Origin of the sequence: Enterococcus termitis (assembly GCF_001730305.1) — a bacterium.
GTDB lineage: Bacteria > Bacillota > Bacilli > Lactobacillales > Enterococcaceae > Enterococcus_L > Enterococcus_L termitis.
On the sequence record NZ_MIJY01000023.1, the window covers coordinates 84,915 to 111,667 of the forward strand.

The following is a 26,753-nucleotide window of genomic DNA, read 5'->3' on the forward strand; positions in this document are numbered from 1 at the left end:
ATTAAAAATGAATAAAAAAACACGTAGAAAAAGAAAGTAAAATTCTGTGGAATTTCTAAAAGAGAGCCTTGGTAGCTGAAAAGAGGCGGAAGAAAACGAATTTGAAAATGGCTTTTGAGTGGGCATTTCGAGAGATTATTTTAGAGGTGCACGGTTATTCCCGTTAGCAAGAATCCTAATATCAAGCAGTGGCGGCGTATTAGAGTAGAGGCAAAAATCCTATAATTTTTGTGAATTAAGGTGGTACCATGTATGTTTATTACATCCTTAGAAGAGTCTTTGACTTTTCTAGGGATTTTTTGTTTTCTATTTAAAAAATGAGGGGGAAATACATTATGTGTCAAAATTCAGTACATCATTTCGAAATCGTAGGAAGTTTTTTACGTCCGGAATCATTGAAAAAAGCGCGGGAAGAGTTTGCATCTGGTGCCATTTCAGCAGATGAATTAAAAACAATCGAGGATCAAGTGATTCGGTCGTTAGTCGCAAAACAAAAAGAAATTGGTTTAAATGTTATTAGTGATGGAGAGTTTCGCCGTAGTTATTGGCATCTTGATTTTTTCTGGGGATTCAATGGAATCGAGCATAATGTGATGGATCAAGGGTATTTGTTTCATGGAGAAGAAACGCGTGCAGATTCAGCACGTTTAACTGGAAAAATCAGCTTTAATCCAAATCATCCTGTTTTTGAAGAGTATAAGTTTTTAACGGAAATTGCGGAAGGGACGCCTGTTCGTCAAAGTATTCCAGCGCCAGCACAATTGTTAGCGGAATTGGTTCGTAGTTCGAATGAAGAAAAGGTAGATGAGTTTTATCCGGATAGAGAAGTGCTGTATCAAGATATTGCCAAAGCCTATCGAGAAACAATTTTGGCTTTATATGACTTAGGCTGTCGAGATATTAAGCTAGATGATTGTACTTGGGGCATGTTAGTGGATAAAAACTTTTGGACAACGATGACCAATGGCGAATATGACACTCAAGCGCTGCAGGATTTATATTTACGTTTGAATAATGAGGCGATCGCTGACTTGCCGGAGGATTTACATGTAACAACCCATGTCTGTCGCGGCAATTATCATTCAACCTGGGCTACTTCCGGCGGCTATGAACCAGTTGCCGATACATTGTTGGGCAATCAAAATGTTGAAGCCTTTTTCTTGGAGTTTGATGACGAACGTTCTGGAGATTTTGAGCCATTGCGTTTTGTTCCAGAAGAAAAGCAAGTAGTTTTGGGATTAGTTACAAGTAAGGACGGCAAATTAGAAGATAAGGAAACCTTAGTGAATAGAATCAAAGAAGCGAGTAAATATGTACCATTAGAAAGATTAAGCTTAAGTCCTCAATGCGGCTTTGCTTCAACAGAAGAAGGCAATATTTTAACGGAAGAGGATCAGTGGAAAAAATTAGCATTGGTGATCGATGTCGCTAATGAGGTGTGGGGAACAGAAAAATAGCATTTTTATGACAAAAATGAAAGATAGACAATAAAATTTTCTTAAAATGAATCTTCCGTAAAGCATATCAAAAAAGATTGTTGTATAGTTAATGACAAGAACAGTTTTATAGGAGGATTTATATGAAACGAAATCAAAAACAACTCGCTTTTGCGATGACTTTACTTTTACTTTCTACAGGAGTTTACAGTGGTACAACTGCCTTTGCTACACAACAAAGCTCGACCGAAAGCACAGCGACAAGTGCTACAAGTACAGAAACAAGCAGTACTTCTGAAGAAGCGCTCCAAATAAACGCAGTAGCTTTAGGAAATGCATTAACACAAGAGCAAAAAGAGTATACTTTAAAAGCCTTAGGTGCAAAAGGAGAAACCCCAACGTACACCACGAACGGAGCTGACTTGATGAGCTTCATCCCAGATGGCGGCTTCAACAAGGAATGGGCGGTCTACAGTTCTGTTCGCATGGAGACACAGAAAAAAGGTGATGGTATCACTGTTGATATCGCTACACCAGAAAATATTACCAAAATCACTGCAGCTCAATATCAAAATGCCGCTCTGACGGCTGGTATCTCAGATGCTAAATTAACAGTTGCTTCAGCTGTACCGATCGACGGTTCAGGTGCCTTAGCTGGTGTCTATAAAATCGTAGAAGAGTCAGGTGGAATCATCAATCGTGATCGTGTGGGTGTTGCTCAGGACGAAATGGATGTTCTTTCTAAAATCACAGAAGAAAATAAAGACAAAGAAGGCTATTCTGATGAAGCACTGAATGCGGCACAAGAAGAAGCCAAAAAAGAATTAGCAGCCAAAACAGCTGACGGAACAAAATTAACAAAAGATGACATCCAACAAGCGGTTGACAATGCTCTAAAAAGTCAAGGAATTCAAGATGTTATGACATCAGATCAGGTCAACGAATTAACGACATTGATGAGCGATATGAAAGATAAGAATATTTTTGATGATTTTGTTAATCAATTAGATTTAACTAAAACAAAAGAACAGCTACAAGAAAAATCAAAAGGACTTTGGGAAAACATCAAAAGTTTCTTCAGCGGTCTTTGGGATTCGATCACAGGGAAATAGTTTGATCAAAGTGTGGGTGGGATATGACTAAGAGAGTCATGTTCCACTCATTTTTTTGTTCAAAATTACTAGATAAAGGCTGGTTTATAAACAGACACTATCATCAGCTGATTTACTTAATCAGACTGTTCTTCCTATAAAGAGCAATGAAGCATAAAGAAAAAGCGCAGGTCAAACGAAGTGATTTATTTCCTTTGTTTTTCCTGTTCTTTTTATGTTAAAAAAGAAATAAAAGATTCGTGCCTGCAAGGTCTATGTAACATTGTAATTGCTTTTTAAATCACTTATAGTATGCAATATTTAACTTATAGGAATTGGAGAAGTAGAGAAAAAATGGGTAAGGATAGGGATAATAGGATGAAAATTGGAAATTTGCTAAAAGAAAATAGAGAAAAGAAAGAATTGACACAGCAACAAGTAGCAGATATCTTCCATGTGACTAGACAGACCGTTTCAAGATGGGAAAATGAACAGTCGTATCCTAATCTGGATACACTAGTGGAGTTAAGTTTTTTCTTTGATTTTTCACTTGATGAAATATTGAAGGGGGAAGGGAAATCTGCGGATAAATAGAACTATTTTTGAAATGATTCTGGGATAAATAAACACCAGTAGATTGGGTATATGTAGAAGATGGTTGATACAGGAAATAGGACAAGATAATTCATTTATCTTGTCCTAAAGATTTGAAATCTATTTTGGAAGAACTTATATGATGGAGATGAATTAGAAAATTAAAAACTCGATTTAGGTGTGAAGTCTGTTCTTGACTGAATTTTGTAGATAATGAAATATCTATCGTAGTTACAACTAATAGAAAAATAATTTAATAACTCAAACAGATATAGAAAATCAAATTTTACAATTATAAAGGACCTTTTTTATTTCAAATATCTATTGTTATTTGAAAATTAGAACTTTATTGAATAAAAGATTCCCTATTATGAAAATAATTGTTACAATGTGTTTAGGGGAGTGGGAAGTATGAAATATGAAGATGATACTATAAAAATCCAACTTAAAGAATACGATTTCTGTGAAAAAGAGGTTGGAAATTTAAAAGATCCTTTTGAAACAAATTATCCTATTTTATATATCTTATATAATACAGATAAGAAAAAGCTACCAGAAGCATATGTCGGACAAAGTTATCGATTTGATAAACGAATGTCTGAGCATCTAAAAAGTAATAAGAAAGCAATGATGAAAAAAATTGTCATGATTGGACATGACACATTGAACGTATCTGCAGCGTTGAATATAGAGACGAATTTAATCAGTTGTTTTGTCGCTGACGAAAAATATACAGTCGTGAATAGAAGCCAAATCAAAGGTAGTGAATCGCATAACTATTATGACAAAAGCTACTATGATGAAGTGCTGTTTCCAAAAATTTGGACTCGGCTTAGAGATGAAAAAATTGTTAAGCATAGCGTTGATTTTTTAAGAAATAAAGATACGTTCAAATTATCACCGTTTCGTGGATTATCACCTGAACAACAAGACTTAAAAGAAAAGGTCATTGATTTTTGTAAACAAAGCTTAGCTGATACGGAAAACGAGCACCACGTCTTTTTTATTGCAGGAGAAGCAGGAACGGGGAAAAGCGTAGTTTTGAGCTCCATATTTAAAACAATACAAGACTTAGCTGAAAAGAAAGAAGTCAATGAGTTTACTGACTTTAATCAGGATAATAATTATCTTTTGGTGAATCATAATGAGATGTTGAAAACATATAAGAGCATTGCTGAAAGTTTGCCAAATTTAAAAAAGAAAAATTTTATGAAACCAACAAGTTTTATTAATGACATTGATAAAGGAAAACGAGAAAAAGCAGACATCGTGTTGGTAGATGAATCTCATTTACTACTTTCTACAAAGGACAAGTACAATAACTTTGAATTTGAGAACCAACTGGAAGAGGTTATCAAAAGAAGTAAAGTCACGATTGTTGTATTTGATGAAAAACAAGTGTTAAAACTAAAAAGTCACTGGAATGTAGATAGTCTTGTTGAAATAAAAAATAAATATCCAATTCATGAAGAATACCATTTAACAACTCAATTTAGAATGAAAGCTGATCCTGAAATTGTACATTGGGTAGATTCATTCGTGAATCGAAAAATTTTGCCATTTCCTAAAGTTACAAAGCGAGAAAAGACTGAATCAGAAAAAAGATTTGGTGATAAGGATTTTGATTTCCGATTTTTCTCTAGTGCTGAAGATATGCGAATGGAAATAAAAGCAAAAAATCAGAAATTTGGCTTAAGTAGAATCGTTTCAACCTTTGACTATACACATAAAAAAGATGGAAAAGATTATCTTGTTGAAGAAGGGGATTTTTCTGCGCCATGGAACCGTACTGATTATAAAAAAAGCTGGGCAGAAGAAGAAGCAACAATTAACGAGGTTGGTTCAATTTATACAATACAAGGCTTTGATTTAAATTATGTTGGGGTGATTTTAGGACCTTCAATCGGTTACGATGCTGAAAAGAATGAATTGAAAATCGATATTGAAAAATACAAAGATTCAGAAGCATTCAAAAGTCGTGACGGAATCGAAAATATTGATAAAGTGAAAGAACAAATCATTTTGAATTCGATCAATGTTTTGTTAAAACGGGGAATCAATGGTTTATATATTTACGCAAGTGATGATAAACTAAGAGAGAAGTTAATGACAATTCAAAAGGAGAATTCAAAATGGACGAATTAATCAAGAAAGTTAATCAATTCAGAGATGACCGAGACTGGCGACAATTTCATAATCCAAAAGATTTAGCGATTTCAATTTCTTTAGAAGCTTCTGAATTGCTGGAGAACTTTCAGTGGAAAACAAGTGAAGAAGCGAAAGAGAAGAATCAAGAGAATATTGAACAGGAATTGGCAGATGTCCTGATTTATAGCTTGATGTTGGCATCTGATTTGGAGTTGAACGTTGAGGAGATTATTGAGAAGAAGTTGGAGTTGAATGATCGGAAGTATCCTGTTGAGAAGAGTAAGGGGATTAAGGAGAAGTATACGGAGTTATAGATACGCCAAAAGATAATATTGGAACTTAATGTAAAAAATTCTAATTTTTATTTGTATACTTAAGTAGAAACACAAATCTAATTTGAATCGAGGCGATTGAAATCAAAAAAACTAATCTACCAAATTATATTTTAATAGCTTTGAGTCTAATCACTATGTTTATGTCTTTATACTTATTAGGAGATGATAATTCAAGTATCGCTAATAATTTTTTAATATACATAACCATACTTACCAATACTATGACAATTTCAACTCCAATTTTATCTTGGTTCAAAAATATTAGCAGTAATAGAATTAAGCACTATAGTTTTTTAATAGGAATTTTAGTTGTATCAGGGATATTTTGTTGGAATATTATTGATTCTAGCATTATTAAAAATATCATATCATTTTCTTCAAGGGGGGGATTGACGGCACTCAGTGTCAGTTTACTTCTGTTAAATTTAGTCGAATTAGATTTTAAAGAACAAATAGAACAAGAAAATGAACATGTAAAAGAAATCGAACGTTTAAAAGAAAAAAATAAAAAGCTTCTAAAAGAAAAAAGGGATCAATTATTGAAAATGAAACAAAAAGGAGAATAAAATGGATAGATATTCAGAATTAATGCAAAATAAAAAAAATGATTTAAGAAAGCCTACTGTTAAGCTTATTAGCAATCGGGATTCTTTGTATAGTGGTTGGGAAATAACAAGAATAAGTAAGACCATCAATAATGTATATTACCAGAATGAATTGATTAATAGCATTAGAGCATTATTAATTGAAGGTACTAATCCTAAAGATATATACGTATTGAATGACTCAGTAAATATTGGAAATCAATATACTAAGTACTCATCTGGTATTATGAATATTAATAATAAAAAAGATATAGTCAAATGGTATCATCTTGGTTCACCAATATCATTATTTCCTAATAAATTTTCATCACAAATATTTGTAATATTTGAAGCCTATAGAGCCACTGTTACCTTTTGCAATAAGAATCAACTAATTCTGCCAAATAAAAAAGAATCACTTTTTGAAATGAAACAAAAAATGAACAGTTCCAACTTTTCTCTTAAAAACACAATAATTAGATTTATAACTTCTAAAAATATTATTGATAAAGCTAATAAGGCAAAAATAAAGGCTCTAGAAAAGAAACTTAATTTTTATGAGAAAAATATGGAAGAAATAGAAACAATGAATTATTCTTTGGAATCCATTATTAAAAATATGGAAGATAGTAAACTAAAAATTGATCCTAATATAGAGTTTAAAAGAAATTTTTTAAACACCAACCGACCAATAGTTTTAGTGAAAGAAAAAAATAATTTAAGAATCATCTGTTCTGAATTGATTGTGAGAAGTAAATTTCAACATAGTAATTATAGATTTTTTGAAAATAAATCTATTTCTCAAAATAGTCCTCTTTGTTATATTGTAGCTTTTGGAATAGGATTTTTACCTACTTTAATAAACGTAGCTAAACAAAGGGTTAATCTACACCAAACAAGAGTTTATAATTTAAAGCAAAGTAAGAACAGTGATGAAGAAATTTCAATTTTAGAAAATGAAATAGAAGATTTGGAAAGCTTTCTAGACAATAATAAGAGAGAAGAAACTGTTTCAAAAACTATAGAACTATCATCAAAAACAAAATTGAGTAAGTCAGCTAAGTTTTCATTTGATAGTGTAGCAAAATTACAAAAAGTAACTGAAAAGGCAACCTTAAATATCATGGAAGAAAATAATATTATAATTTCAAATGAAGAGATTAAGGATATATCATGAAATATAAATCAATAAAATATTTTGTTATAGTATATAAGGGTATCCTCAGTATTTGGTGAAATGTAATAATCATACAAAATAAACTAGGAGCATTCAATGTATTGAACCTAGTTTATTTTTATCAAATCACTTCCTCAAAACTTCACTCGAAACCTTCCTCTCCCCATCAAACTTCCTAACCTTCTCCTCCTCAACCACCATCAACCTCATAAACTCCTCAAAAAAAGCATGAAACAAATGCCCACAAGCATAATACTCCTTCACAACCTGTTTCTTATTAATCGGTCCTTTCCGAAACTGAAAAAATGCTCCAACACAGCAAGCGGCTCCTCCCAAGACTGTAACCGATCTAACGTATGCTGTAAATCCGTAATATCCTGATAAGGAATCGCTTTTAAACTCTGACCTTCATTTTTCATAACCCATTTCCTCCTATTTTAAAAATACGCTAAAACCAGTAACACGAAACGCTGAACAACATCATTCAACGTTTCATTCTTCAGTACTGTTTATACACATTGACCAAGGCAACTTCTAATTAAAACCCAGTGACACAAATGACTTTCATCTTATCCCTCCAAGCCTCGCTGTATTCATATCACCGTCTGCTCAACATAAAACAAAAAAACGCTATTGGAGTTTGTGGACTACCAATACCGCCATCAATTCCTAGAAAAAACGCAAGAACTAAATAAAAAACCTTCCTTAAACTAAAACTTTCTAAATGTGCTAGAAAATAACAGAAAAATTAGGTACAATAAAAGAACTAGTGCGAAAGTGCTAGTAATTGGCAACTTGTATAGATAGTTTCCGCTGTCTATTCAAGGCTTCATCATTTGATTGCTGTCAGATGATGAAGTGCCTTTTTATTTTACACCACTGCGACTGATGAAGACAGAGCAGATGCTGCAAAGTACAAGGTGAACGTTGTTACCTTAATGTTGTTTTAAATTGAGACTTGAAAAATACCTCCTTTCACTAAATTGTAGAATAGAAAAAACGATATCAGGTAAACTCACCCAATATCGTTTGCAATAGTCCCAAAGAAACAGCTATCACTTTTTTCGTACACTAAAAGCAAGAAGTCTATAGAAAAATAGACAAACCTTGAGTGCACTGAAAAAAGCTAGTATCTGCTGCTAGCACTATTGGCAACTTGTCAGGGCAGTTTCCGCTGTCGTTACAAGGCTTCATCTGTCTGGTTGCTGCCGGACAGTGAAGTGCCAATTCAATTTTATATTTTGATGTCAACAGTCCATTTCCACATGAACTGTTTTTTTTGCTTATCACAGTTTTTTTACAAAGCTAATAATGAGCAATCTTTTCTATTCTACTTCCTCAGTATATACAAAAAGTAGGGGAGAAATCTAGTCACTTTTGTAAAAAATAAAATTAAATAACAGGTTAAAATCAACCTCTTATATATAAGGAAAAATAACAAAATTTTTTTTCCAAAGACTATTTTTACTATCGAATGGTAGTCATATAAAAGTGAAATCCTTCGTTTAAAAAGTCTAATTAGTATGATATACTTATCATCGTAGAGAAGTTATGACGGTGGCGACTTCTGAAAGGTGGTGGTGCTTATGAAAGTGAGTACTAAAATCTATGGAAGGAGAAGCCTTTTGTCAGCATTGGATACAATTAAACTGATACTAAGCTTTGGTATGTTTACCATTGCTTTAATTCGTTTAGTTGTAGAATTGCTTAAAAACGACAAAAAGAAATAACCGTCAACTTTAGCCAGTTCGGTTATTTCATAATCATATAAAAACTTCGCTACCGTCTTAAACGGCTCTACATAGGAGAGGTATGTTAGCGCATATCTCTCTTATCACTTGTATTATAGCATACAACAATTTTTTTTTCCATATCCATAGAAAGGGTCTCAAAAAGATCAAACAATAGAGTTCTTTTGCAAATGAAGCTAGAATGTAAAAGTAAAAAATCAGAAAGCAGTCATTTTTTTAATAAGAAGGCTCAGCTTGATGAAAGGAAAATCAAAGACATGATTGAACGTGAAAATATCATTGATTATATAGTTGAAAAGTACACGATTTATCCAGAATTTATTTTTGAAAAGTTCCCTAACTATTGTGTCTTTCGGCATAAGCGAAAGAAAAAATGGTTTGGACTTATAATGACGATTCCTAGAAATAAACTTTATGGAGATGAAGAGATAAAAATTGATGTCATTAATTTAAAAATAAATCCAGAATTAAATGAGATAGTAAGAAATAAAAATGGATACTACCAAGCGTATCATATGAATAAAGAGCATTGGATCACAATAGATCTTTCTGCTGTGGAGAGTCTTGGTCAAATTGCTGGATTAATCGATGATAGCTTCAAACTAACTTGAAGGCTAAAAACGACTATTCTTAATTTATTTTAAGTAACATTATAAAATGTAGCAATTTATCAATCAGCAGTACGTGTATGACTGTATTGAGTCCGCTTACATGATATACTATATACAGAAAAAATATACTAAAAAATCTCCACCAAAAGATGTAAAAGGAGGATTTACAATGAAACATATCAAAAAAGAATTCTTACTTAATTGTACTCCCGCAAAGGCTTGGCAGCTTGTCGTTGATCGTAGCAAATATGAAATATGGGCGGCTGCTTTTCAAACAGGATCAACCTATACTGGTGAGATGAAATTGAACGAAACGATTTCATTTGTTGATGAGATAGGGAATGGTTTGGTTTCTAAAGTGGTCGTTTTTGAACCAGAAAAAGAAATCAAATTCGCATTCTTAGGAGAAGTTACAGATGGTAAATATGTGGAAGTTCCTGAATTTGCAGAAATGCTCGAGCACTACCTATTTAAGCCTATGGGTGATCAAACGAAAATGCTCGTGGATGTTGTGATGGATGATGAGTATTATGATATGATGAATGATTTATGGGATAAAGCAGGAACGGAACTGATAAGATTAAGCAATTGATGCATAAGCAGATTGAAACAAACAGCTAAAACGATAAAAATTAAGACGAAAAAAAGTGAGACAATAATCAGGAAAAACTGATTATTGTCTTACTTTTTTCAGTGGAAAAGGAAAAATAATGAAAAAAATCAGACCACAAAATCCCATTTATCTTATATTATGCATATTTATGCCATGGCGTTATCTTAATACGTACTATACAGCGAAAAATGATACGCTTATCATAAGTCGTTATTATGCAAGAAATAATTTAAATGTCTTCGATAGAAAAATTGATAAATTGGATATGAAAAAATTAATGAAATTCTGTTTGCCGAAAGAGTTAGGCTCAACAATTCAAGAGCCGACAATCCATGGAGCGAAAGGGACGTATATTTCCCAAGAAATTCACTTTCATTTTAAAGATCAAACCATTGTAGCTTGGAATGTTCGTCCTTATACAAAAAAGCAAATAAGACAATTAGCAGAACTGATACATAGAAGATATGGTCTTATGGTGTATGAAGAATGACAAAAGATAGTGGGAATCGACAATATGTTCAAATAAATTTAATTTTCTGTTCGCTAGACATGTCAAAGGACTTCACCTAGACTTATCTACAAGGAGCGTGAGAAAATGACTCATTATAAAGGTGCTTGTTTTTGTGAATCAGTGCAATTTGAATTGGACTTAGAAAATTTTGGCTTAACGGTTTGTCATTGTTCAATGTGCAGAAAATTAACTGGGTCTACTGGCTTTGCAAGTTTAGAAGCTGGTGGAAATGTTCATTTTACTAAAACAGATGGACTGTCGATTTTAAATTCTTCTGAGGTTGGTGAACGTGGCTTTTGTCATAAGTGTGGGACAAGCTTATTCTATCGATTTAAACCCACAAATGAATACTTTGTACCACCAGCGATCATTTCAGATTTACCAGAAGAAAAAATTACTTTTATTGAAGAAATATTCTATGATAATAAACCGTGCTACTACGAATTTTCTAATGACACCGTAAAGAAAAATGAAGTGGATTTTCAATAAACGATTGTTTAAATAAATCAAAAAAGAGTTTAGGAAACAAGGCCTGAACTCTTTTTAATACACTTAAAAATATTTATATAAAATTAGGAGATGTTCAGATATGAAAAATAAACGATTAAAAAGACAGTTACTTATTTGCTTACTTTATATTCTTATTCCTTTAATAATAGGAGCAGTAGCAAGTCTATGGATCAAGCTCTCCATTTTTACGATTACGGCGATCATCTATGGGATCATGCTGATTTTTATGATTCCGTCAGATGTTTTTTTCAGCAGTACATTAGATTATAGTATTAAATCGGTCAATCCAAGCTATAAACACGAGACACCTGATTATATTGGTGGAACGAAGCAACAGCTGATTAATTTTGCCGTTGTAGCTCTTGGCTTGGTAGCTTGTTTATTGCTTATTTGGATGAACTAAATGAAACAAGCAAACCATCTCAAAAGGAAGGTCAATTGATTTAAATCTGTCTTTTTAAGCAAATCAACATAAAAAAACAACAGCAGCCTGTATAATAAAATCGTCGGAAGAGAAGGAGGAAAGAATCATGAAGGACGGCTTGTACTATGCAACACAATTTCGCGACAAAAAGCTGAGTGTCACTGAATGGATTGATGATCGAGAGCAGCAATTAAACAAACGAAATCCCGAATTAAATGCATTCGTTGACTGGGATGCAGAGGCAGCAAAAAAGCAATATAAAGCAAATGATACGCAAAACGGCCCGTTTTTTGGCTTACCAATTCCATTGAAAATGTTGGGACAGGATAAAAAAGGCATGAAGGCTTCATCAGGTTCACGCCTATTCAAAGAACAACGAGCGACATCAACGGATCATTTTGTTCAAGGGTTGGAGCGTTTAGGATTTATTCCATTGGGAAAAACCAATGCACCTGAATTTGGGTTTAAGAATATTTCTGATCCGCTGATTTATGGACCTGCAAAAAATCCTTGGAACTTAGACTATTCACCTGGGGGCTCTAGCGGTGGAGCAGCCGCGGCTGTCGCTAGTGGTTTGTTTCCGATTGCTGGGGCAAGTGATGGTGGTGGTTCGATTCGGATTCCAGCTTCGTTTAGCGGCTTGATTGGTTTAAAACCAACACGTGGCAGTATGCCAGTAGGACCAAATGGTTGGCGGGGCTGGCAAGGTGCTTCGATTGATTTTGCCTTGACGGTTTCGATGAGAGATACGGAAACACTGTTTTATCATTTACGAGGAACGGAAAAAGCAGCGCCGTATCAAGTGCCAAAGGCAGAATGGTCCCATCAAGCGGCAACAGAGAAAAAAAGCTTGAAGATCGCTTTTTTAACTGAATCTCCGGTAGGAACTCCTGTTTCTTCAGAAGCTGTAAAAGCGGTTCATAATGCCGTTGATTTTTTAGAAAAACAAGGACATCAAGTGACTGAGGTTTCCTATCCAGTCAATGGCCGTCAATTGATCGACAGCTATTATTTGATGAATGGAGCAGAAACAGCCGCCATGTTTGAAGGGATTCAAGAATCATTGCAGCGACCACTTAGTAAAGCAGATATGGAATTAATGACTTGGGGAATTTATCAATATGGCATACAGCTATCTGCAAGTCAGTATACACGATCTTTACAATTGTGGGATCAAGCGGCATATAAGATGGAGCAATTATTTGAGGAATATGATTTATTTTTAACGCCGACAGCTGCTGACACAGCACCAAAAATTGATGCAGAATTGCAAAGTGAACAAATTCGTAAGGAGTTAGCGCAAGCAGAAACACTCTCTCAGAAACAGTTGCAGGAATTGATTTATGACATGTTTGAAAAAAGCTTGACGATTACGCCGTTCACTCAGCTAGCTAATTTGACCGGTCAGCCTGCGATCAGTTTACCGACACATGTGGCTGAATCCGGCTTGCCATTAGGCGTTCAGTTTATGGCTTCTAAAGGAAGAGAGGACTTGCTTTTTCAAGTGGGAGAGCTTTTTGAAAAGGAACAAAAATTCTTATTACCTAAATTTTATAGAGAACCTTAGGAGGAATATATGAAGAAAATCATTGCTAGTTTTAGTGTTATTGTATTGCTGTTTGTTTTAGCGGCGTGTGGTGGTTCAAATGAAAAGACTTCAGGAAAAGACCGAAGCTGGGAAAATGTCGAAAAAGCAAAGACATTAACTGTTGCTACATCTGGAACGCTGTTTCCCTCTTCTTACTATAATGATCAAAATGAATTGACTGGTTATGACATTGATGTAATCAAAGAGGTTGCCAAACGTTTGGATCTTAAGGTTGAATTTAAAGAATATAACGTAGATGGACAAATCACGTCAGTAGCAAAAGGCGAGTCAGATTTAGCAGCAAATGATTTTAGTCTAACAGGTGAAAGAAAGAAGAAGTTCCTTTTATCCTCACCGATCAAGTATTCGTTTGATAGTATGATTGTCCGTAAAAGTGATGATTCGGGAATTGCTTCTCTTGAAGATTTAAAAGGCAAAAAAGCGGCTGGAGAACCAAATACGAACTACATGAAAATCGCAGAGAAATATGGAGCAACATTAGTGACCTACGATAATGCGACCAATGATCAATATCTAACGGATGTCGCCAATGGTCGAACAGATGTGATTTTAAATGATTATTATTTACAAAAAATGTCTGTAAATGCTCTACCGGATATTCCTGTTAAAATCTTAGAAGATGTATATTTCAATGTCAACTCAACGGGCTTTTTAATGAAAAAAGAAAGCACATCACTCAATGAAAAAATCAATGCTACCTTAAAAGAAATGTCAAAAGACGGTACCTTGAAGAAAATTTCCGAAACGTATTTCCAAACAGATGTGTCAGTAGAACCGAAGGAAAAAATTGAAGAAAGTGTTTCAGCAGAATAGATGTATATTCCTGTGTTTGATGTTCGGTTAATGATTGAATCTATTCCGTTTTTATTGACAGGTTTGCCTTATACTTTGGGAATTAGTATTGTGACTTTTTTTATCGGGAACATTTTAGGAATTTTATTGACGATGTTGGGTATGCTGCCTTCTAAACTATTAAAAGGACTTGTCCGGTTTTATATTTCTTTTTTGCGAGGTGTGCCAGGGCTGGTACTGCTTTTTCTGTTGTACTTTGGCTTGCCGTATCAGTTAAGTGCGCTGACCGCAGCGTGTATTTGTTTTAGTTTGACGAGTAGTGCGTTTATAGCTGAAATTTATCGAGGATCAATTGCTGGAGTGGATGCGGGACAATGGGATGCGGCGTATGCATTGGGATTACCTTTTGGAAGAGTGATGCGGAAAATTATTTTGCCCCAGGCGTTTCGAATTTCGATACCAGCTTTAGGAAATGTGGCAATGGATTTATTAAAAGGCACTTCACTGGCAGCAATGATCACGATTCCAGATATTTTTCAAAAAGCTAAAATTGTCGGCGGAAGAACGTTTGATTATATGTCGATGTATGTTTTAGTGGCTGTGATGTATTGGTTGTTGTGTATCGCAATTGGTTGGGGACAACAGCGCTTGGAGAAGTATTATGAGGGGCGGTATGAAGGAAATAGGTAGGATTCGACAATTTAATGAGTATTATGGAATCAGCGTAAGTAGACGTTGCTATTGCTTTTTTGCTTAAAGTTAACGCATAGATTTAAATAACAGTCTAAACTCTTTGTGAATCTTAATGTTCAGTTGTTTTAGGTAGTAAAAAATGACATAATGAATGGTAAAAGTCATAAATATAAGGAGTTTGGAATGGAAAAAATCGAGTTGGAGTACAATTTGTTGTTGGAAGATTATTTAGCAGTAGAAGAATATAGCTATTATCATGACTTGAACGATAGCTATAAGGTATTAAAAAAGAGTACATTGATGAGTTTGTACTTAGTGGCTGTAGTGGTAATGGTTCTGTGTGTCTATCTAGCACCAGATTTTGGAATATTGTTATTTCCATTTGTTATTGTTGCGATTATTTTATTCTATCGAAAATCTGGTGATCAGTGGACGTGGAAAAGATTAGAGACTAAAATAAAAAAACATGTCATCAACTATCAATTTAATGGAGATCCTCAAGGAATGAATAACTGCAGGCTACAAGGAGATGCTTCTAGTATCTGTGTATGGACAAATGAAGAGAATTTACTCTTTCATCGAGGTCGTGCACGAGCAATTGCAATTGAAAAAAACTATTTTTTCATCTTTGATGATCGTGGGCGTGGAATTGGAGTTCCTCTAGGAAGAGTAACAGAAGTAGAGCAAAGATATTTTGAAAAATGGTGTATCTGAAAGCTAAAAGCTGATTAAAATTGGGGAAAAGGGAATTTATTAACTACAAGCTAAAGAAGAGTCTTTCATGCATTTCAGTGCGAAGCTGGAGTTACTTTGGTTGGTGAGACTGGTTTTTTTATCTTTGAAGAACAATTTCTAAGTGGGTGAAATTAATTGAATATCCTGATGTATTTGTAATTTGTAAACGATAATGTACTATATTAAGTCTAAGGCTGTATTGATTTTAGTTTTTTAGAGATGAAGGTAGCTGCTCATACAAATTATAGTGTGTCGGATAGATAAGCTTATATGCTCACGTTCCGCAGATAAATAAATTACCTACAGAGTAAATTGTAATATGTTATGAATGCAAATAAAAGAATGGTTATTGGAATTGGTTTATTAAGTTTGGATTCACTTTTGACAATAGAATCAGTTGAGAGATTAGCTCAAGAAACATTTTAAAAAATAGAAGCTTTACAGTTGTTTTTTAACATTGTTATTGCCTTGATATTTGTTTAGAAGTAAAAAAAATAAACCAGAATGCGAAAGAATAAAAAAATCTTGGGATATTTTCGCTTCTTCTCACCTAAAATGTTTACAATTAACCAGCTATAGTGTACTATTTAAAGGTATGCATAACATCAATTCATGTATAAAATTAAGTTATTCGGAGGGAAACAAATGTCTGCGAAATGGGAAAAAAAAGGCACCAACGATGGTGTGTTAACTTTTTCAGTTGATCAAACTCTAATTGAAAAAGGCTTGAAACAAGCATTTGATAAAGTCAAAAAAAATCTTAACGTTCCAGGATTCCGTAAAGGAAAAGTATCACGTCAAGTATTCAACCGTATGTATGGTGAAGAAGCTTTGTATGAAGATGCGTTGAACGCTGTATTACCAGAAGTTTACGAAGCAGCTGTCAAAGAAGCTGGAATCGATCCAGTATCTCAACCAAAAATCGACGTTGAAAGCATGAACAAAGGCGAAGATTGGGTTGTAACTGCAGAAGTCACTGTAAAACCTGAAGTAAAATTAGGCGAATACAAAAACTTAACAGTTGAAAAACAAGACCGCGAAGTAACAGACGAAGACGTTGATGCACGCATCCAACGTGAATTAGAATCACAAGCAGAATTAGTGATCAAAGAAGATGAAGCAGCAGTTGAAGGCGACACAGTTGTTATCGACTTTGAAGGCTTTAAAGACGGCGTTGCTTTTGAAGGCGGCAAAGGTGAAAACTATTCTCTAGAACTAGGTTCTAACTCATTCATTCCAGGTTTTGAAGAACAATTAGTTGGCAAAAAAGCTGGCGAAGAAGTTGAAGTAAATGTTACTTTCCCAGAAGATTACCAAGCAGAAGACTTAGCTGGTCAAGAAGCTGTTTTCCAAGTGAAAGTTCACGAAGTGAAAGCAAAAGAATTACCAGAATTAGATGATGAATTTGCAAAAGACGTTGACGATTCAGTTGAATCATTAGACGAATTAAAAGAAAAATACCGCAAAGAATTAACAGAATCTAAAGAAGCTGCTGCAACAGAAGCAAAAGACGAAGCTGCTATTCGTCAAGCTGTTGATAATGCAGAAATCGTTGATCTTCCACATGTAATGGTACATGATGAAGTTCACCGTTCAATGGATGAATTCTTAAACAACATGCAACGTCAAGGGATCGCTCCAGATATGTACTACCAATTAACTGGAACAACTGAAGCTGACTTGCACAAACAATTTGAAGCAGAAGCAGAAGTTCGTACGAAAACAAACCTTGTGATCGAAGCGATCGCAGCTGCTGAAAATATCGAAATTTCTGAAGAAGAAATCGAAAACGAAATCAAAGAATTATCAGAACAATACAACATGCCGATCGATCAAGTGAAAAAAGTCTTAACTGAAGACATGTTGAAACATGATATTCGCATGAAGAAAGCTGTAGAAGTTATTACTGAAACTGCAACAGAAAAATAATTCAAGTAAAAAAGGCATTCCTTTTCATGAGGAATGCCTTTTTTTTTTGCTGAAAATCATCATTTTGAAGTAATTTGATCTAACCAACCAATCAATAGTCGATAAATACGCAGCCCTTCTCCGTTGTTTAGGTCACGATCGAAATCATGTGGCAAATCTGAGATTTCTTCATAAGTCACTGCTGGGATAAGAGTAGCTGCTTTTCTAGAAAATTCAACAGGTACATCATGATCATCAGAGCTATGAGTTAAGAAAGCCGGTGGTAAGCTTGCTAAATCTGTTTCGGATAAGCTAAAAGTATTTTTTTCACTAGGAGTTTTCACTAAATAATTTAACCAATTCCCAAATTGTCTACCTGATAAGTAAAGAGAAAAACGTTCGTTGATCGATATGGTTGCTTTGGGTTTAGGAGAGATCAACGCTTGTGCTGCTAGTGGTGCTACTTTAGCAAACTGGTTATAATAACTACTAGGCTGGCTAAAACGAGGATCAGTCAAATCGTAGTACCCATAGAAGCTGATCATTCCTTTTTGTTCGGTTTTTTGGTATTTTGAAGAGAGTAAGTAAGCCAAATAGCCGCCAGCAGATCGCCCGAATAAAAAATAATCAGCGTTAGATAATCCCAATGTAGTTTGATGATTAGCCAAAAACCAATCGATCGCTTTTTGAAGATAAGAGTCGATCTCAGCAAGTTTACATTCTGGTGCTAACGGGTAATCGACAGTCAATAGATTGTAGCCATTTTCTACAAGTAGTTCACAATAAGAATTAGGTAGATCATCTCGTTCACCATAAACCAGACCACCACCATGGAAATAGAGCAGTGTAGCTTTACTTTCAGTTGTGCGTTCATCAGAATAAAAGGTCATAGATAACAATAGATCGTCTAATTGACCATAGCAAAATTCTTGTTTTAGCATGAGAATTCCTCCGTAACTTTAAATAGTTTCACGAACTTATTTCTATTTTAACCCAAGTAAACCCAATATTTATGTTTAATGCGCACAAAGATAAGAGTTAATTTGTGAAGGTTGGATAGTGTGTGAAAATCAGGAACCGCTTACAATGGATATGATAACAAAAGAGGGAGATGTATCAAATGGATTTAAATAAAGTATTACAAGAAAATATCGATTACTTGTCTAGTATCGGCAATGATCCAACCGGCGGAATGACTCGCCTATTATATTCTGATTCTTGGTTAGAAGCACAAAAATCTGTAAAAGAAAAATTAGAAGCTATTGGGCTGACCGCTTCATTTGATGAGATCGGGAACCTCTTTGGCAGAATCGAAGGAACGGATTTTCCGGATGAAACGATTTTATCAGGTTCACATATAGATACAGTTGTAAATGGTGGAAATCTAGACGGTCAATTCGGAGTGATTGCCGCATACGTCGCGATTCAATATTTATTGGAAACACATGGTAAGCCAAAACGTTCATTGGAAATTATTTCAATGGCGGAAGAAGAAGGCAGCCGTTTCCCAACCGTTTTCTGGGGGAGTAAAAACTTCGTTGGTGAAGCGAAAAAAGAAGATGTGATTGATATAGCTGACTTCAATGGGTTGAAATTCGTCGAAGAAATGCGTCGTCATGGATTTGACTTCCGCGATGAAAGTCAACCGGTGCGAAAGGATATTAAAGCCTTTGTTGAAATCCATATCGAACAAGGAACAGTTTTAGAAAAAGAAAAGCTTCAAATTGGTGTGGTAAACAATATTGCTGGACAAAGAAGATATACGATCGTGTTGAAAGGTGAAGCCAATCACGCTGGAACAACACCGATGGGTTATCGTAAAGATGCTGTCTATGGATTTGCTAAAATTTGTTCACAAGCGATTGATCGTGCTCTTGAAGTAGGCGATCCGCTAGTATTGACATTTGGTAAAGTGGAGCCGAAACCAAATACAGTCAATGTTGTTCCGGGAGAAGTATTATTTACGATGGATTGTCGACACACAGATAGCAAGGAACTTCACGCTTTTACCAAAGAGATCGAAGCGTTGATGAGAAAGATTGCTGCTGAGCACGAACTAGAAATTGATATTGATCTATGGATGGATGAAGCACCAGTTCCAATGGATGAAACAATCGTTACAGCGATCGAAAAAGCAGCAAAAGAAGAACAAATGAACTACAAAATCATGCATAGTGGTGCAGGCCATGATTCTCAGATCATTGCGCCGAATTTCCCGACAGCTATGATTTTTGTACCAAGCATCGACGGAATCAGTCATAATCCAGCTGAAGCGACTGATATCGATGATTTAGTCAATGGCGTAAAAGTTTTAGCAAGTACGTTGTACGAATTAGCATATAAATAAGAAAGAAGGCAAATATAAAATGGGGTATAAAAATAATCAAACAGGTTATCTTGATGGTTTGTTGTCATCAAGAGCTGTGATCAAAAAAAATAATTATGCTTTGATCCCGCATGACGGATTAGTGAATAATGTGATTCCAGGTTTTGAAAACTGTGATTGTTCAATCTTAGGTTCAAAGCAATTAGGCGCAAATTTTGTTGATTACATCATTACATTACACAAAGATGGCAATAACAAACGTGGTTTTGGCGGTGAAGGAATTGAAACGATCGTTTATGTCATAGACGGTGTGTTAAAAGTCAGTGACGGCACAGAAACGCATGAAGTAACGAAAGGTGGATATGTGTATTTACCAGCTAGTACGTTGATGTATTTAGAAAATGGACAAGATAAAGACACAGAAATTTTCTTGTATAAAAAACGCTATCAGCCTTTAGAGGGATATGAAGCACATAAAGTTGTCGGAAACGTTAATGATATCGAACCGATCGAATATGAAGGGATGAAGGATGTCCTCTTGTGGGATTTCTTGCCAAAAGATTTAGGTTTCGATATGAATTTCCATATCCTTTCTTTTGAGCCTGGAGCTAGTCATGGCTACATTGAAACCCATTACCAAGAGCATGGTGCGTATCTACTATCAGGACAAGGCATGTACAATTTGGATAACGAATGGATGCCGGTTGAAAAAGGGGATTATATCTTTATGAGTTCGTATGTACAGCAAGCAGCCTATGCAGTTGGCCGTGATGAACCCTTGATGTATGTCTATTCAAAAGATTGTAACCGTGATCCGGAAATTTAATTTAGTGAAGAGGAAGTTTAAGAATGAATGAAACTGTTGTAGTGAAACCAGAAGAATTGCATGAATTGATTGAAAATAAATTAAAAAAAGCTGGTCTGAAATCAGAACATGCAAATGAAGTGGCGACACATTTGGTATTTGCAGATGCATGCGGTATCCATTCCCATGGAGCAGTCAGAGTGGAATATTACGCAGAACAGATCGACAAAGGCGGTGTAACCCTTGAGCCTAAAATTGAATTTGAGGAAACTGGGCCAAGTTCAGGAATCGTTCATGGGAAAAATGGTGCTGGACAATACGTAGCTGATATTGGACTTAAATATGCAATCGATATGGCGAAAAAATCTGGCGTTGCCGTCGTTGGTATTTCTAAGATCAGTCATAGTGGTGCGCTTTCTTATTATGTGAAAAAAGCCGCTCAACACGATTTAGTTGCGATTGCTATGTGTCAGTCAGATCCAATGGTTGTACCATTTGGCGGCAAAGAAAATTATTTTGGAACAAATCCAATTGCTTTTGCAGCGCCAAGAAAAGATCATGAGCCAGTTGTTTTTGATATGGCGACAACGGTGCAGGCGTGGGGCAAGGTGTTGGATGCTCGTTCAAAAAATAAAGATATTCCTGATACATGGGCTGTCGATAAAGAGGGAAAACCTACGACAAATCCTCATAAAGTAAATGGTTTATTGCCAATAGCAGGACCTAAAGGCTACGGACTTATGATGATGGTCGATATTTTATCTGGTATGCTGTTAGGCTTGCCATTTGGCAAACATGTTTCTTCTATGTATGACGATATAACGAAAGGCCGCGATGTCGGTCAAATGTATATTCTGATCGATCCAAGATGTTTCACAGATTTGGAAATGTTTAAGGCTTCTGTTAATGAAATGGTGGAAGAACTTCATGAAATTCCTGCGGCAGACGGCTTCGATCAGGTCTACTATCCAGGTGAAATCAATCAAATCAATTACGAAAAATCAATGACAGAAGGCATTGATATTGTGAAGGATATTTATGAGTATTTGAAGAGTGATACATTACATTACAATCGCTATGAAAACACGAATGCATTTGGTGAAAAGAAATAAAATCAATGAACAGTTAATAAGTTTTAATGTTTAGTTATGCAAATCAATCCTTAGGAAAATAGACAAACTGCCTGTGTGACAAAAAGCATCACAAAATCAATTTCCTAATTTTCTAAAGGATTAAGCGATTTGTTCCGCTTTTGCTGAGAAATATGCCAAGAAATACAACGAAGTGATGAGTTGCTATTGATTGGTACAAGGTGACTGAAAGGAACGTTGCTTCCGTTTGGTTTGTTAATTGATGTTGAACAGTACAAGACTTTCGCAAGAAAGTGTTGATCATTTAAAAGGAGGGATTCACTTATGAGAGTTACAAAGGAAAAGCTGCATCAATTGATTCAAAATAAAATTGCAAAAGCTGGTTTATCAGAGGAACACGCTGCAATTGTGAGCGATGTATTGACGTTTGCCGATGCTAGAGGGATTCACTCGCATGGAGCTATGCGTGTAGAATATTATTCTGAAAGGATCTCCAAAGGCGGCATAACCAATGAGCCAACGTTTGCTTTTGAGCAGACAGCACCAAGTTGCGGAATGTTTGAAGGTGATAACGGTTCTGGTTTTGTTGCAGCAAAATTAGCGATGGATCATGCTATTGAAATGGCTAGAAAAAATGGTGTTGCTGTTGTTGGTGTTCGTAACATTTCTCATAGTGGAGCGTTAGCCTATTATGTGGAACGTGCAGCAGAGCAAGAGATGGTCGCTATATCAGTGTGTCAATCAGATCCTATGGTTGTTCCATTTGGTGGGAGTGAACCCTATTTCGGAACCAACCCAATTGCTTTTGCAGCGCCAAGCAATGATGAACGAATCATCACGTTTGATATGGCGACAACGGTTCAAGCCTGGGGAAAGATTTTGCATGCTCGCTCAAAAAAAGAAGCGATCCCGGATTCATGGGCGGTTGATGAAAAAGGCAATCCAACAACAGATTCTACAGCAGTTAATGCATTGTTACCGATTGCTGGAGCCAAAGGATATGGGTTGATGATGATGGTCGATGTGCTCTCAGGTATTTTATTAGGTGTACCTTTTGGTAAGCATGTTTCTTCTATGTATCATGATTTGTCAAAAGGGCGAGAATTAGGCCAACTTCATATTGTGATCAATCCAGAATTCTTTATCGGTATTGATACATTTAAAAAGAACATTTCAACAATGTTGGATGAAATCAAAGAGATCAGCCCAAGTCCTGGATTTACAGAAGTAAACTATCCAGGGGAACGTGGACGAGCACGCGAAAAAAATTATGAGGAAAATGGCATTGAAATTGTTGATGACATCTATGAGTATCTGATCAGTGAGGATGTTCACTATGATCGCTATGATCACAAAAACAAATTCGCAGAATAATTTTTTTGCAAAATAAATGCACTAACTATGTGGAAAAGTACCACGCTCTGTTCCAATCTTTTCAATTTTTAAAAGGTAAGTGTCAAAGAGTGAAAAACATTGGCAAAATGGGGAAGTCAGATCATGATAAAAGCAGTTCAATCGTTGTTTCCCTTCATTTCACAGAGCTGGACAAATCCGCTACACTTTTAAACAAATGGAGGAATTTCAATGCTGCATACAATAATCAAGTCGAACAGTTATCAAGATTCCATCGTATTGATGTTGCTGACGAATAAATTGAATACGATTGATGGTGTTCACAATGTCTCTGTAATGATGGGGACTCCAGCGAATAAAGATATTTTCAAAACAGGTGGTTTATATACTGACGAATTAGAAAAGGCTTCATCGAATGATATGGTGATCGTTCTTGATATCGAAGACGATTCATTGATCGATCAAGTTTTATCTGAGATCGATGTGTTTTTAGAAGAGCAAACAAAAGGCGGCGGAGACACTGCTGGTGAAGAAGTTGTAAAAACTTGGGATAAAGCTTTTGAGCTGGGAAAAGATGCTGGAGTAGTTGTATTTTCTATTCCGGGAACGCATGCGGCACTGGAAATCGAAAAAGCATTAGACGAAGGAAAACATGTTTTCTGTTTTAGTGATAATGTGGCGATCGAAGATGAAAAACGTCTAAAAGAAAAAGCGCATGATGCGGGTCTGTTGTTAATGGGTCCTGACTGCGGTACTGGAATTATCAATGGTATTCCTGTTGCTTTCACTAATGCCGTTCGTAAAGGAAAGATTGGTGTAGTAGGCGCATCAGGAACTGGTATCCAAGAAGTGACAACGATCATTCATAAATTAGGCGGCGGAGTGACCAACGCTATTGGTACAGGAGGTCGTGATTTAAAAGCTGAAATCGGAGGCATCACCCTTAAAGACAGCATTATGACTTTAGAAAAAGACCCAAATACGGAAGTGGTCGTTGTGATTTCTAAACCACCTGCACCAGAAGTTCGTGATGATGTATTGAATCTTTTAAGTAGTATTTCTAAGCCTGCTGTGACAATTTTTCTAGGAGAAAAGCCAGAAGCGCATGAGGAAAATCTTTATCGTGCCTATACGCTTGAAGAAGCGGCGCAAATTGCGGTTCAATTATTGAATAAAAAGGAAATCAAAGTAGAAAAAGAAACATTGAGTGTGCCGGCACATTCTTTCAAATCAGAACAAAAATATGTTAAGGGATTATACTCAGGTGGAACACTTGCTTATGAAGCCGCCATGCTAATCAAAGAAGGACTGGATCTAGTTGATGATGAACATGCTCCAGAAGGCTTTATTCTAAAAAATAAAGGTCACGAAATCATTGATTTAGGCGATGATGTATATACGCAGGGCAAGCCACATCCTATGATCGATCCTACGAAGCGCAAAGAAATGTTGGAAGCGGTTGGAAAAGATCCAGAAACGGCAATCATTTTAGTGGATATTGTATTAGGTTACGGCTCTCATGCCAATATGGCACAAGAACTAGCACCGACTATCAAAGAGGTTAAAGCTAACGCCAAGGCTGAAGGTAGAGAAGTATTTGTGATTGGTACGATTGTTGGGACAGATGAAGATCCTCAAGCTATTCATGAACAAGAAGCAATCATGAAAGAGGCGGGTACAATTCTATGTGACAGTAATGCACAAGCTGTTCGGATGGCCTTAGCCATCTTGGATCATCCTTTGAAACAGGAAGATAAGCCGCTTAAAGCACAGAAGTCGATTACACCTGTGTCCATTGTCCCTTCAGAAGCAATGTTAGCCTTATTAACAACTCAAAGCTTCATCAATGTTGGGTTGCGCAGCTTTTCAGAAGCCATTACGAATCATGGCGGCAAAGTTGTTCAGTATGACTGGCAGCCAGTTGCAGGCGGCAATATCACTTTGCAAAAAGCCTTGCAATTTTTGAACAAAGTAGCGTTAAGTAAATGAAAAAATCAGACTTATTGAGCGAATATCTTGGAAAAGGATAAGTGGCTGTAAAAGAGTTTTCGTTCTAATTTTTCCATTTTTTTAAGTGACTGTGAATACATTCATTTAGCATTAAAATTATCCAGCTTTGCAGGCTAGCTTCTCATTGATATAGAGAATAGGTGTAAAAGAACGGCACTATCTTATTTTTTCATTGAGGTGAAGCAGCCTGTTCAGCTTTTAACGGAGGGTAACAAACAATGGTATACAAAACAATTGATGAAGCCAATCAGGCAGTAGCAGCGAAGATCGTTGCAGGTTCTCCATTTTTATTAGATGTAGTTCCAGCAAAAACAGTTATTAAAGAACTAAATGAAGGAAAGGTTCTCCTACATGCAGGACCACCGATCACATATGATAAAATGGTTGATCCAATTCAAGGTGCTTGTGTCGGTGCTGCACTTTTTGAAGAGTGGTGTGAGACCGAAGAAGAAGCAAGAGAAATGTTAGAATCTGGTGAAGTAACGTTGATCCCGTGCCATCACGTGAATGCAGTGGGACCAATGGGAGGCATCACCTCAGCAAATATGGCTGTATTAGTCGTTGAAAATAAAACAGATGGTAACCGTGCATTTTGTACTATGAATGAAGGGATTGGTGCAGTATTACGTTTTGGCGCTTATTCAGCTGAAGTGATTACACGTTTAAGATGGATGAGAGATACATTAGCACCTGTGTTGAGTGCTGCTTTAAAAACGAAGGAAGATGGATTAAACATCAATGTTTTAGTAGCAAAAGCGATCGCGATGGGGGATGAATTCCATCAGAGAAATATAGCTGCTTCATTAGCGTTTCTAAAAGAAATGGCACCGATCATTGTTGGTTTAACTGACATCGACCAAACAAAACGTGAAGAGGTTGTGCAATTTTTAGCTGATACGGATCAGTTCTTCTTGAATGTTATGATGGCATCCGCAAAAGCAGTAATGGATGGTGCGAGACAAATTCAAGCAGGTACAATTGTGACGGCAATGTGTAGAAATGGTCATGAATTTGGTATTCGAATTGCAGGTATGGGTGATGAGTGGTTTACAGGTCCAGTTAATACACCACAAGGATTGTACTTTTCTGGATTCAGTGAAGCAGATGCGGCGCCAGATATGGGGGATAGTGCCATTACAGAAACTTTTGGAGTTGGCGGTATGGCAATGATCGCAGCACCAGCTGTTACTCGTTTTGTTGGTTCTGGTGGGTTTTATGATGCATTGAATACAAGTAACGAAATGACTGAAATCTGTATCGACAGCAATCCAAATTTCCCAGTACCTACATGGGATTTCAAAGGAATCTGTTTAGGCATAGACGCTAGAAAAGTTGTAGAAACTGGGATCTTACCTGTAATTAATACAGGAATTGCCAATAAAAAAGCAGGTTTAGGTCAAATTGGTGCAGGAACAGTGACACCGCCAATCGATTGTTTTGAAAAAGCAGTCTTGGCTTATGCTAAAAAGTTAGGTTTTACGGAATAAAGTGCTGTAGAAGTTAGTAGTCGTAAAGATTACTAACTTCTTAAAGAAAATCAAATAGAAGTAGATGATTCACTTACTAAGCTCTTCACAGAAAAACAAAAAGAGGTATATGTAAGCGTTATTTGTTGTGCCCATGTTTTAAAAGTAAAGGGACGTAAT

26 protein-coding genes and 1 other annotated feature are annotated in these 26,753 nt (G+C 35.8%); of the genes, 24 read left to right on the forward strand and 2 right to left on the reverse strand.

Annotated features, from left to right (window positions below; genetic code table 11):
- The first annotated feature begins 15 nt into the window (after window positions 1–15).
- Window positions 16–272, forward strand: a binding site (T-box leader).
- A gap of 63 nt (window positions 273–335) precedes the next feature.
- The 7 genes from BCR25_RS10770 to BCR25_RS10795 all read left to right on the forward strand — a co-directional run bounded on the left by BCR25_RS10770 (window position 336) and on the right by BCR25_RS10795 (window position 7,365).
- Window positions 336–1,457 (forward strand): 5-methyltetrahydropteroyltriglutamate--homocysteine S-methyltransferase, encoded by a 1,122-nt coding sequence (locus tag BCR25_RS10770; RefSeq protein WP_069663610.1) that lies wholly within the window; start codon window positions 336–338, stop codon window positions 1,455–1,457.
- Between the two features lie 122 nt (window positions 1,458–1,579).
- Entirely contained in the window at window positions 1,580–2,548 is a 969-nt protein-coding gene (locus tag BCR25_RS10775; protein WP_069663611.1) for a DUF1002 domain-containing protein, read from the forward strand.
- A gap of 357 nt (window positions 2,549–2,905) precedes the next feature.
- The gene (locus tag BCR25_RS10780; RefSeq protein ID WP_069663859.1) at window positions 2,906–3,121 is read left to right on the forward strand and encodes a helix-turn-helix transcriptional regulator; all 216 of its coding nucleotides are present in this window, start codon (window positions 2,906–2,908) and stop codon (window positions 3,119–3,121) included.
- A 411-nt stretch (window positions 3,122–3,532) separates the two neighbouring features.
- Entirely contained in the window at window positions 3,533–5,266 is a 1,734-nt protein-coding gene (locus BCR25_RS10785) for a DNA/RNA helicase domain-containing protein (protein ID WP_069663612.1), read from the forward strand.
- Window positions 5,254–5,583, forward strand: coding sequence for a nucleotide pyrophosphohydrolase (locus BCR25_RS10790; protein WP_069663613.1), 330 nt, complete (start codon window positions 5,254–5,256; stop codon window positions 5,581–5,583). Before BCR25_RS10785 ends, BCR25_RS10790 begins: the two co-directional genes overlap by 13 nt.
- Before the next feature lie 155 nt (window positions 5,584–5,738).
- Window positions 5,739–6,170 (forward strand): hypothetical protein, encoded by a 432-nt coding sequence (locus tag BCR25_RS20160; RefSeq protein WP_139124571.1) that lies wholly within the window; start codon window positions 5,739–5,741, stop codon window positions 6,168–6,170.
- Between the two features lies 1 nt (window position 6,171).
- Window positions 6,172–7,365 (forward strand): hypothetical protein, encoded by a 1,194-nt coding sequence (locus BCR25_RS10795; protein WP_069663614.1) that lies wholly within the window; start codon window positions 6,172–6,174, stop codon window positions 7,363–7,365.
- Window positions 7,366–7,625: 260 nt separating this feature from the next.
- On the opposite strand, the gene BCR25_RS20895 is transcribed toward BCR25_RS10795, so the two are convergent.
- Window positions 7,626–7,784, reverse strand: coding sequence for a hypothetical protein (locus tag BCR25_RS20895; protein ID WP_342715820.1), 159 nt, complete (start codon window positions 7,782–7,784; stop codon window positions 7,626–7,628).
- 1,167 nt (window positions 7,785–8,951) lie between these two features.
- Between BCR25_RS20895 and pepG1 the strand changes: the two genes are divergently transcribed.
- The 11 genes from pepG1 to tig all read left to right on the forward strand — a co-directional run bounded on the left by pepG1 (window position 8,952) and on the right by tig (window position 17,543).
- Window positions 8,952–9,095: a type I toxin-antitoxin system toxin PepG1 gene (gene pepG1 / locus BCR25_RS19905; protein ID WP_071879532.1), complete on the forward strand. Its 144-nt coding sequence runs from the start codon at window positions 8,952–8,954 to the stop codon at window positions 9,093–9,095.
- A gap of 278 nt (window positions 9,096–9,373) precedes the next feature.
- Window positions 9,374–9,727: an MmcQ/YjbR family DNA-binding protein gene (locus BCR25_RS10805; protein WP_069663860.1), complete on the forward strand. Its 354-nt coding sequence runs from the start codon at window positions 9,374–9,376 to the stop codon at window positions 9,725–9,727.
- 169 nt (window positions 9,728–9,896) lie between these two features.
- Window positions 9,897–10,319 carry an activator of HSP90 ATPase gene (locus BCR25_RS10810; RefSeq protein ID WP_069663615.1) on the forward strand — a complete coding sequence of 141 codons (423 nt, stop codon included), beginning with the start codon at window positions 9,897–9,899 and terminating at the stop codon, window positions 10,317–10,319.
- A gap of 118 nt (window positions 10,320–10,437) precedes the next feature.
- Window positions 10,438–10,830, forward strand: coding sequence for a hypothetical protein (locus BCR25_RS10815; RefSeq protein WP_069663616.1), 393 nt, complete (start codon window positions 10,438–10,440; stop codon window positions 10,828–10,830).
- Window positions 10,831–10,935: 105 nt separating this feature from the next.
- The gene (locus BCR25_RS10820) at window positions 10,936–11,340 is read left to right on the forward strand and encodes a GFA family protein (RefSeq protein WP_069663617.1); all 405 of its coding nucleotides are present in this window, start codon (window positions 10,936–10,938) and stop codon (window positions 11,338–11,340) included.
- Window positions 11,341–11,440: 100 nt separating this feature from the next.
- A complete protein-coding gene (locus tag BCR25_RS10825) occupies window positions 11,441–11,764 on the forward strand; it encodes a hypothetical protein (protein WP_069663618.1) in 324 nt (107 codons plus the stop codon).
- A gap of 127 nt (window positions 11,765–11,891) precedes the next feature.
- The gene (locus BCR25_RS10830; RefSeq protein WP_069663619.1) at window positions 11,892–13,352 is read left to right on the forward strand and encodes an amidase; all 1,461 of its coding nucleotides are present in this window, start codon (window positions 11,892–11,894) and stop codon (window positions 13,350–13,352) included.
- A gap of 9 nt (window positions 13,353–13,361) precedes the next feature.
- Window positions 13,362–14,207, forward strand: a complete 846-nt coding sequence (locus tag BCR25_RS10835; RefSeq protein WP_069663620.1) for a transporter substrate-binding domain-containing protein — start codon at window positions 13,362–13,364, stop codon at window positions 14,205–14,207.
- Window positions 14,208–14,876: an amino acid ABC transporter permease gene (locus BCR25_RS10840; RefSeq protein ID WP_069663621.1), complete on the forward strand. Its 669-nt coding sequence runs from the start codon at window positions 14,208–14,210 to the stop codon at window positions 14,874–14,876.
- Window positions 14,877–15,062: 186 nt separating this feature from the next.
- Entirely contained in the window at window positions 15,063–15,593 is a 531-nt protein-coding gene (locus tag BCR25_RS10845) for a hypothetical protein (RefSeq protein WP_069663622.1), read from the forward strand.
- A 666-nt stretch (window positions 15,594–16,259) separates the two neighbouring features.
- The gene (gene tig / locus BCR25_RS10850; RefSeq protein ID WP_069663623.1) at window positions 16,260–17,543 is read left to right on the forward strand and encodes a trigger factor; all 1,284 of its coding nucleotides are present in this window, start codon (window positions 16,260–16,262) and stop codon (window positions 17,541–17,543) included.
- Window positions 17,544–17,602: 59 nt separating this feature from the next.
- Here tig and BCR25_RS10855 read toward each other — a convergent pair whose 3' ends face one another.
- A complete protein-coding gene (locus BCR25_RS10855; protein WP_083242652.1) occupies window positions 17,603–18,463 on the reverse strand; it encodes an alpha/beta hydrolase in 861 nt (286 codons plus the stop codon).
- A gap of 179 nt (window positions 18,464–18,642) precedes the next feature.
- On the opposite strand from BCR25_RS10855, the gene allC reads away from it, so the two are divergent.
- The 6 genes from allC (at window position 18,643) to BCR25_RS10885 (ending at window position 26,594) form a co-directional block, all read left to right on the forward strand.
- Window positions 18,643–19,869 carry an allantoate deiminase gene (gene allC / locus BCR25_RS10860; protein WP_069663624.1) on the forward strand — a complete coding sequence of 409 codons (1,227 nt, stop codon included), beginning with the start codon at window positions 18,643–18,645 and terminating at the stop codon, window positions 19,867–19,869.
- Window positions 19,870–19,888: 19 nt separating this feature from the next.
- Complete coding sequence (gene allE, locus BCR25_RS10865) at window positions 19,889–20,674, forward strand: (S)-ureidoglycine aminohydrolase (RefSeq protein WP_069663625.1); 786 nt, start codon at window positions 19,889–19,891, stop codon at window positions 20,672–20,674.
- 23 nt (window positions 20,675–20,697) lie between these two features.
- Complete coding sequence (gene allD, locus BCR25_RS10870; protein WP_069663626.1) at window positions 20,698–21,765, forward strand: ureidoglycolate dehydrogenase; 1,068 nt, start codon at window positions 20,698–20,700, stop codon at window positions 21,763–21,765.
- Window positions 21,766–22,068: 303 nt separating this feature from the next.
- Entirely contained in the window at window positions 22,069–23,118 is a 1,050-nt protein-coding gene (gene allD / locus BCR25_RS10875) for an ureidoglycolate dehydrogenase (RefSeq protein ID WP_069663627.1), read from the forward strand.
- A 210-nt stretch (window positions 23,119–23,328) separates the two neighbouring features.
- Window positions 23,329–25,086, forward strand: coding sequence for an acyl-CoA synthetase FdrA (gene fdrA / locus BCR25_RS10880; RefSeq protein WP_069663628.1), 1,758 nt, complete (start codon window positions 23,329–23,331; stop codon window positions 25,084–25,086).
- 239 nt (window positions 25,087–25,325) lie between these two features.
- Window positions 25,326–26,594, forward strand: a complete 1,269-nt coding sequence (locus tag BCR25_RS10885; protein ID WP_069663629.1) for a YlbE family protein — start codon at window positions 25,326–25,328, stop codon at window positions 26,592–26,594.
- Window positions 26,595–26,753: the final 159 nt, after the last annotated feature.

What these genes read in the sequence shown, in the direction of transcription:
- BCR25_RS10820 (WP_069663617.1), top strand. Translation starts at nt 10,936, where the DNA reads ATGACTCATTATAAAGGTGCTTGTTTTTGTGAATCAGTGCAATTTGAA.
- BCR25_RS10825 (WP_069663618.1), top strand. Translation starts at nt 11,441, where the DNA reads ATGAAAAATAAACGATTAAAAAGACAGTTACTTATTTGCTTACTTTAT.
- BCR25_RS10790 (WP_069663613.1), top strand. Translation starts at nt 5,254, where the DNA reads ATGGACGAATTAATCAAGAAAGTTAATCAATTCAGAGATGACCGAGAC.
- BCR25_RS10815 (WP_069663616.1), top strand. Translation starts at nt 10,438, where the DNA reads ATGAAAAAAATCAGACCACAAAATCCCATTTATCTTATATTATGCATA.
- fdrA (WP_069663628.1), top strand. Translation starts at nt 23,329, where the DNA reads ATGCTGCATACAATAATCAAGTCGAACAGTTATCAAGATTCCATCGTA.
- BCR25_RS10795 (WP_069663614.1), top strand. Translation starts at nt 6,172, where the DNA reads ATGGATAGATATTCAGAATTAATGCAAAATAAAAAAAATGATTTAAGA.
- BCR25_RS10830 (WP_069663619.1), top strand. Translation starts at nt 11,892, where the DNA reads ATGAAGGACGGCTTGTACTATGCAACACAATTTCGCGACAAAAAGCTG.
- BCR25_RS10855 (WP_083242652.1), bottom strand. Translation starts at nt 18,463, where the DNA reads ATGCTAAAACAAGAATTTTGCTATGGTCAATTAGACGATCTATTGTTA.
- BCR25_RS10805 (WP_069663860.1), top strand. Translation starts at nt 9,374, where the DNA reads ATGATTGAACGTGAAAATATCATTGATTATATAGTTGAAAAGTACACG.
- BCR25_RS10780 (WP_069663859.1), top strand. Translation starts at nt 2,906, where the DNA reads ATGAAAATTGGAAATTTGCTAAAAGAAAATAGAGAAAAGAAAGAATTG.
- BCR25_RS10835 (WP_069663620.1), top strand. Translation starts at nt 13,362, where the DNA reads ATGAAGAAAATCATTGCTAGTTTTAGTGTTATTGTATTGCTGTTTGTT.
- BCR25_RS10785 (WP_069663612.1), top strand. Translation starts at nt 3,533, where the DNA reads ATGAAATATGAAGATGATACTATAAAAATCCAACTTAAAGAATACGAT.
- allC (WP_069663624.1), top strand. Translation starts at nt 18,643, where the DNA reads ATGGATTTAAATAAAGTATTACAAGAAAATATCGATTACTTGTCTAGT.
- BCR25_RS10845 (WP_069663622.1), top strand. Translation starts at nt 15,063, where the DNA reads ATGGAAAAAATCGAGTTGGAGTACAATTTGTTGTTGGAAGATTATTTA.
- BCR25_RS20895 (WP_342715820.1), bottom strand. Translation starts at nt 7,784, where the DNA reads ATGAAAAATGAAGGTCAGAGTTTAAAAGCGATTCCTTATCAGGATATT.
- BCR25_RS10840 (WP_069663621.1), top strand. Translation starts at nt 14,208, where the DNA reads ATGTATATTCCTGTGTTTGATGTTCGGTTAATGATTGAATCTATTCCG.
- BCR25_RS10810 (WP_069663615.1), top strand. Translation starts at nt 9,897, where the DNA reads ATGAAACATATCAAAAAAGAATTCTTACTTAATTGTACTCCCGCAAAG.
- BCR25_RS10770 (WP_069663610.1), top strand. Translation starts at nt 336, where the DNA reads ATGTGTCAAAATTCAGTACATCATTTCGAAATCGTAGGAAGTTTTTTA.
- tig (WP_069663623.1), top strand. Translation starts at nt 16,260, where the DNA reads ATGTCTGCGAAATGGGAAAAAAAAGGCACCAACGATGGTGTGTTAACT.
- BCR25_RS10885 (WP_069663629.1), top strand. Translation starts at nt 25,326, where the DNA reads ATGGTATACAAAACAATTGATGAAGCCAATCAGGCAGTAGCAGCGAAG.
- BCR25_RS20160 (WP_139124571.1), top strand. Translation starts at nt 5,739, where the DNA reads ATGTTTATGTCTTTATACTTATTAGGAGATGATAATTCAAGTATCGCT.
- allD (WP_069663627.1), top strand. Translation starts at nt 22,069, where the DNA reads ATGAGAGTTACAAAGGAAAAGCTGCATCAATTGATTCAAAATAAAATT.
- allD (WP_069663626.1), top strand. Translation starts at nt 20,698, where the DNA reads ATGAATGAAACTGTTGTAGTGAAACCAGAAGAATTGCATGAATTGATT.
- BCR25_RS10775 (WP_069663611.1), top strand. Translation starts at nt 1,580, where the DNA reads ATGAAACGAAATCAAAAACAACTCGCTTTTGCGATGACTTTACTTTTA.
- pepG1 (WP_071879532.1), top strand. Translation starts at nt 8,952, where the DNA reads ATGAAAGTGAGTACTAAAATCTATGGAAGGAGAAGCCTTTTGTCAGCA.
- allE (WP_069663625.1), top strand. Translation starts at nt 19,889, where the DNA reads ATGGGGTATAAAAATAATCAAACAGGTTATCTTGATGGTTTGTTGTCA.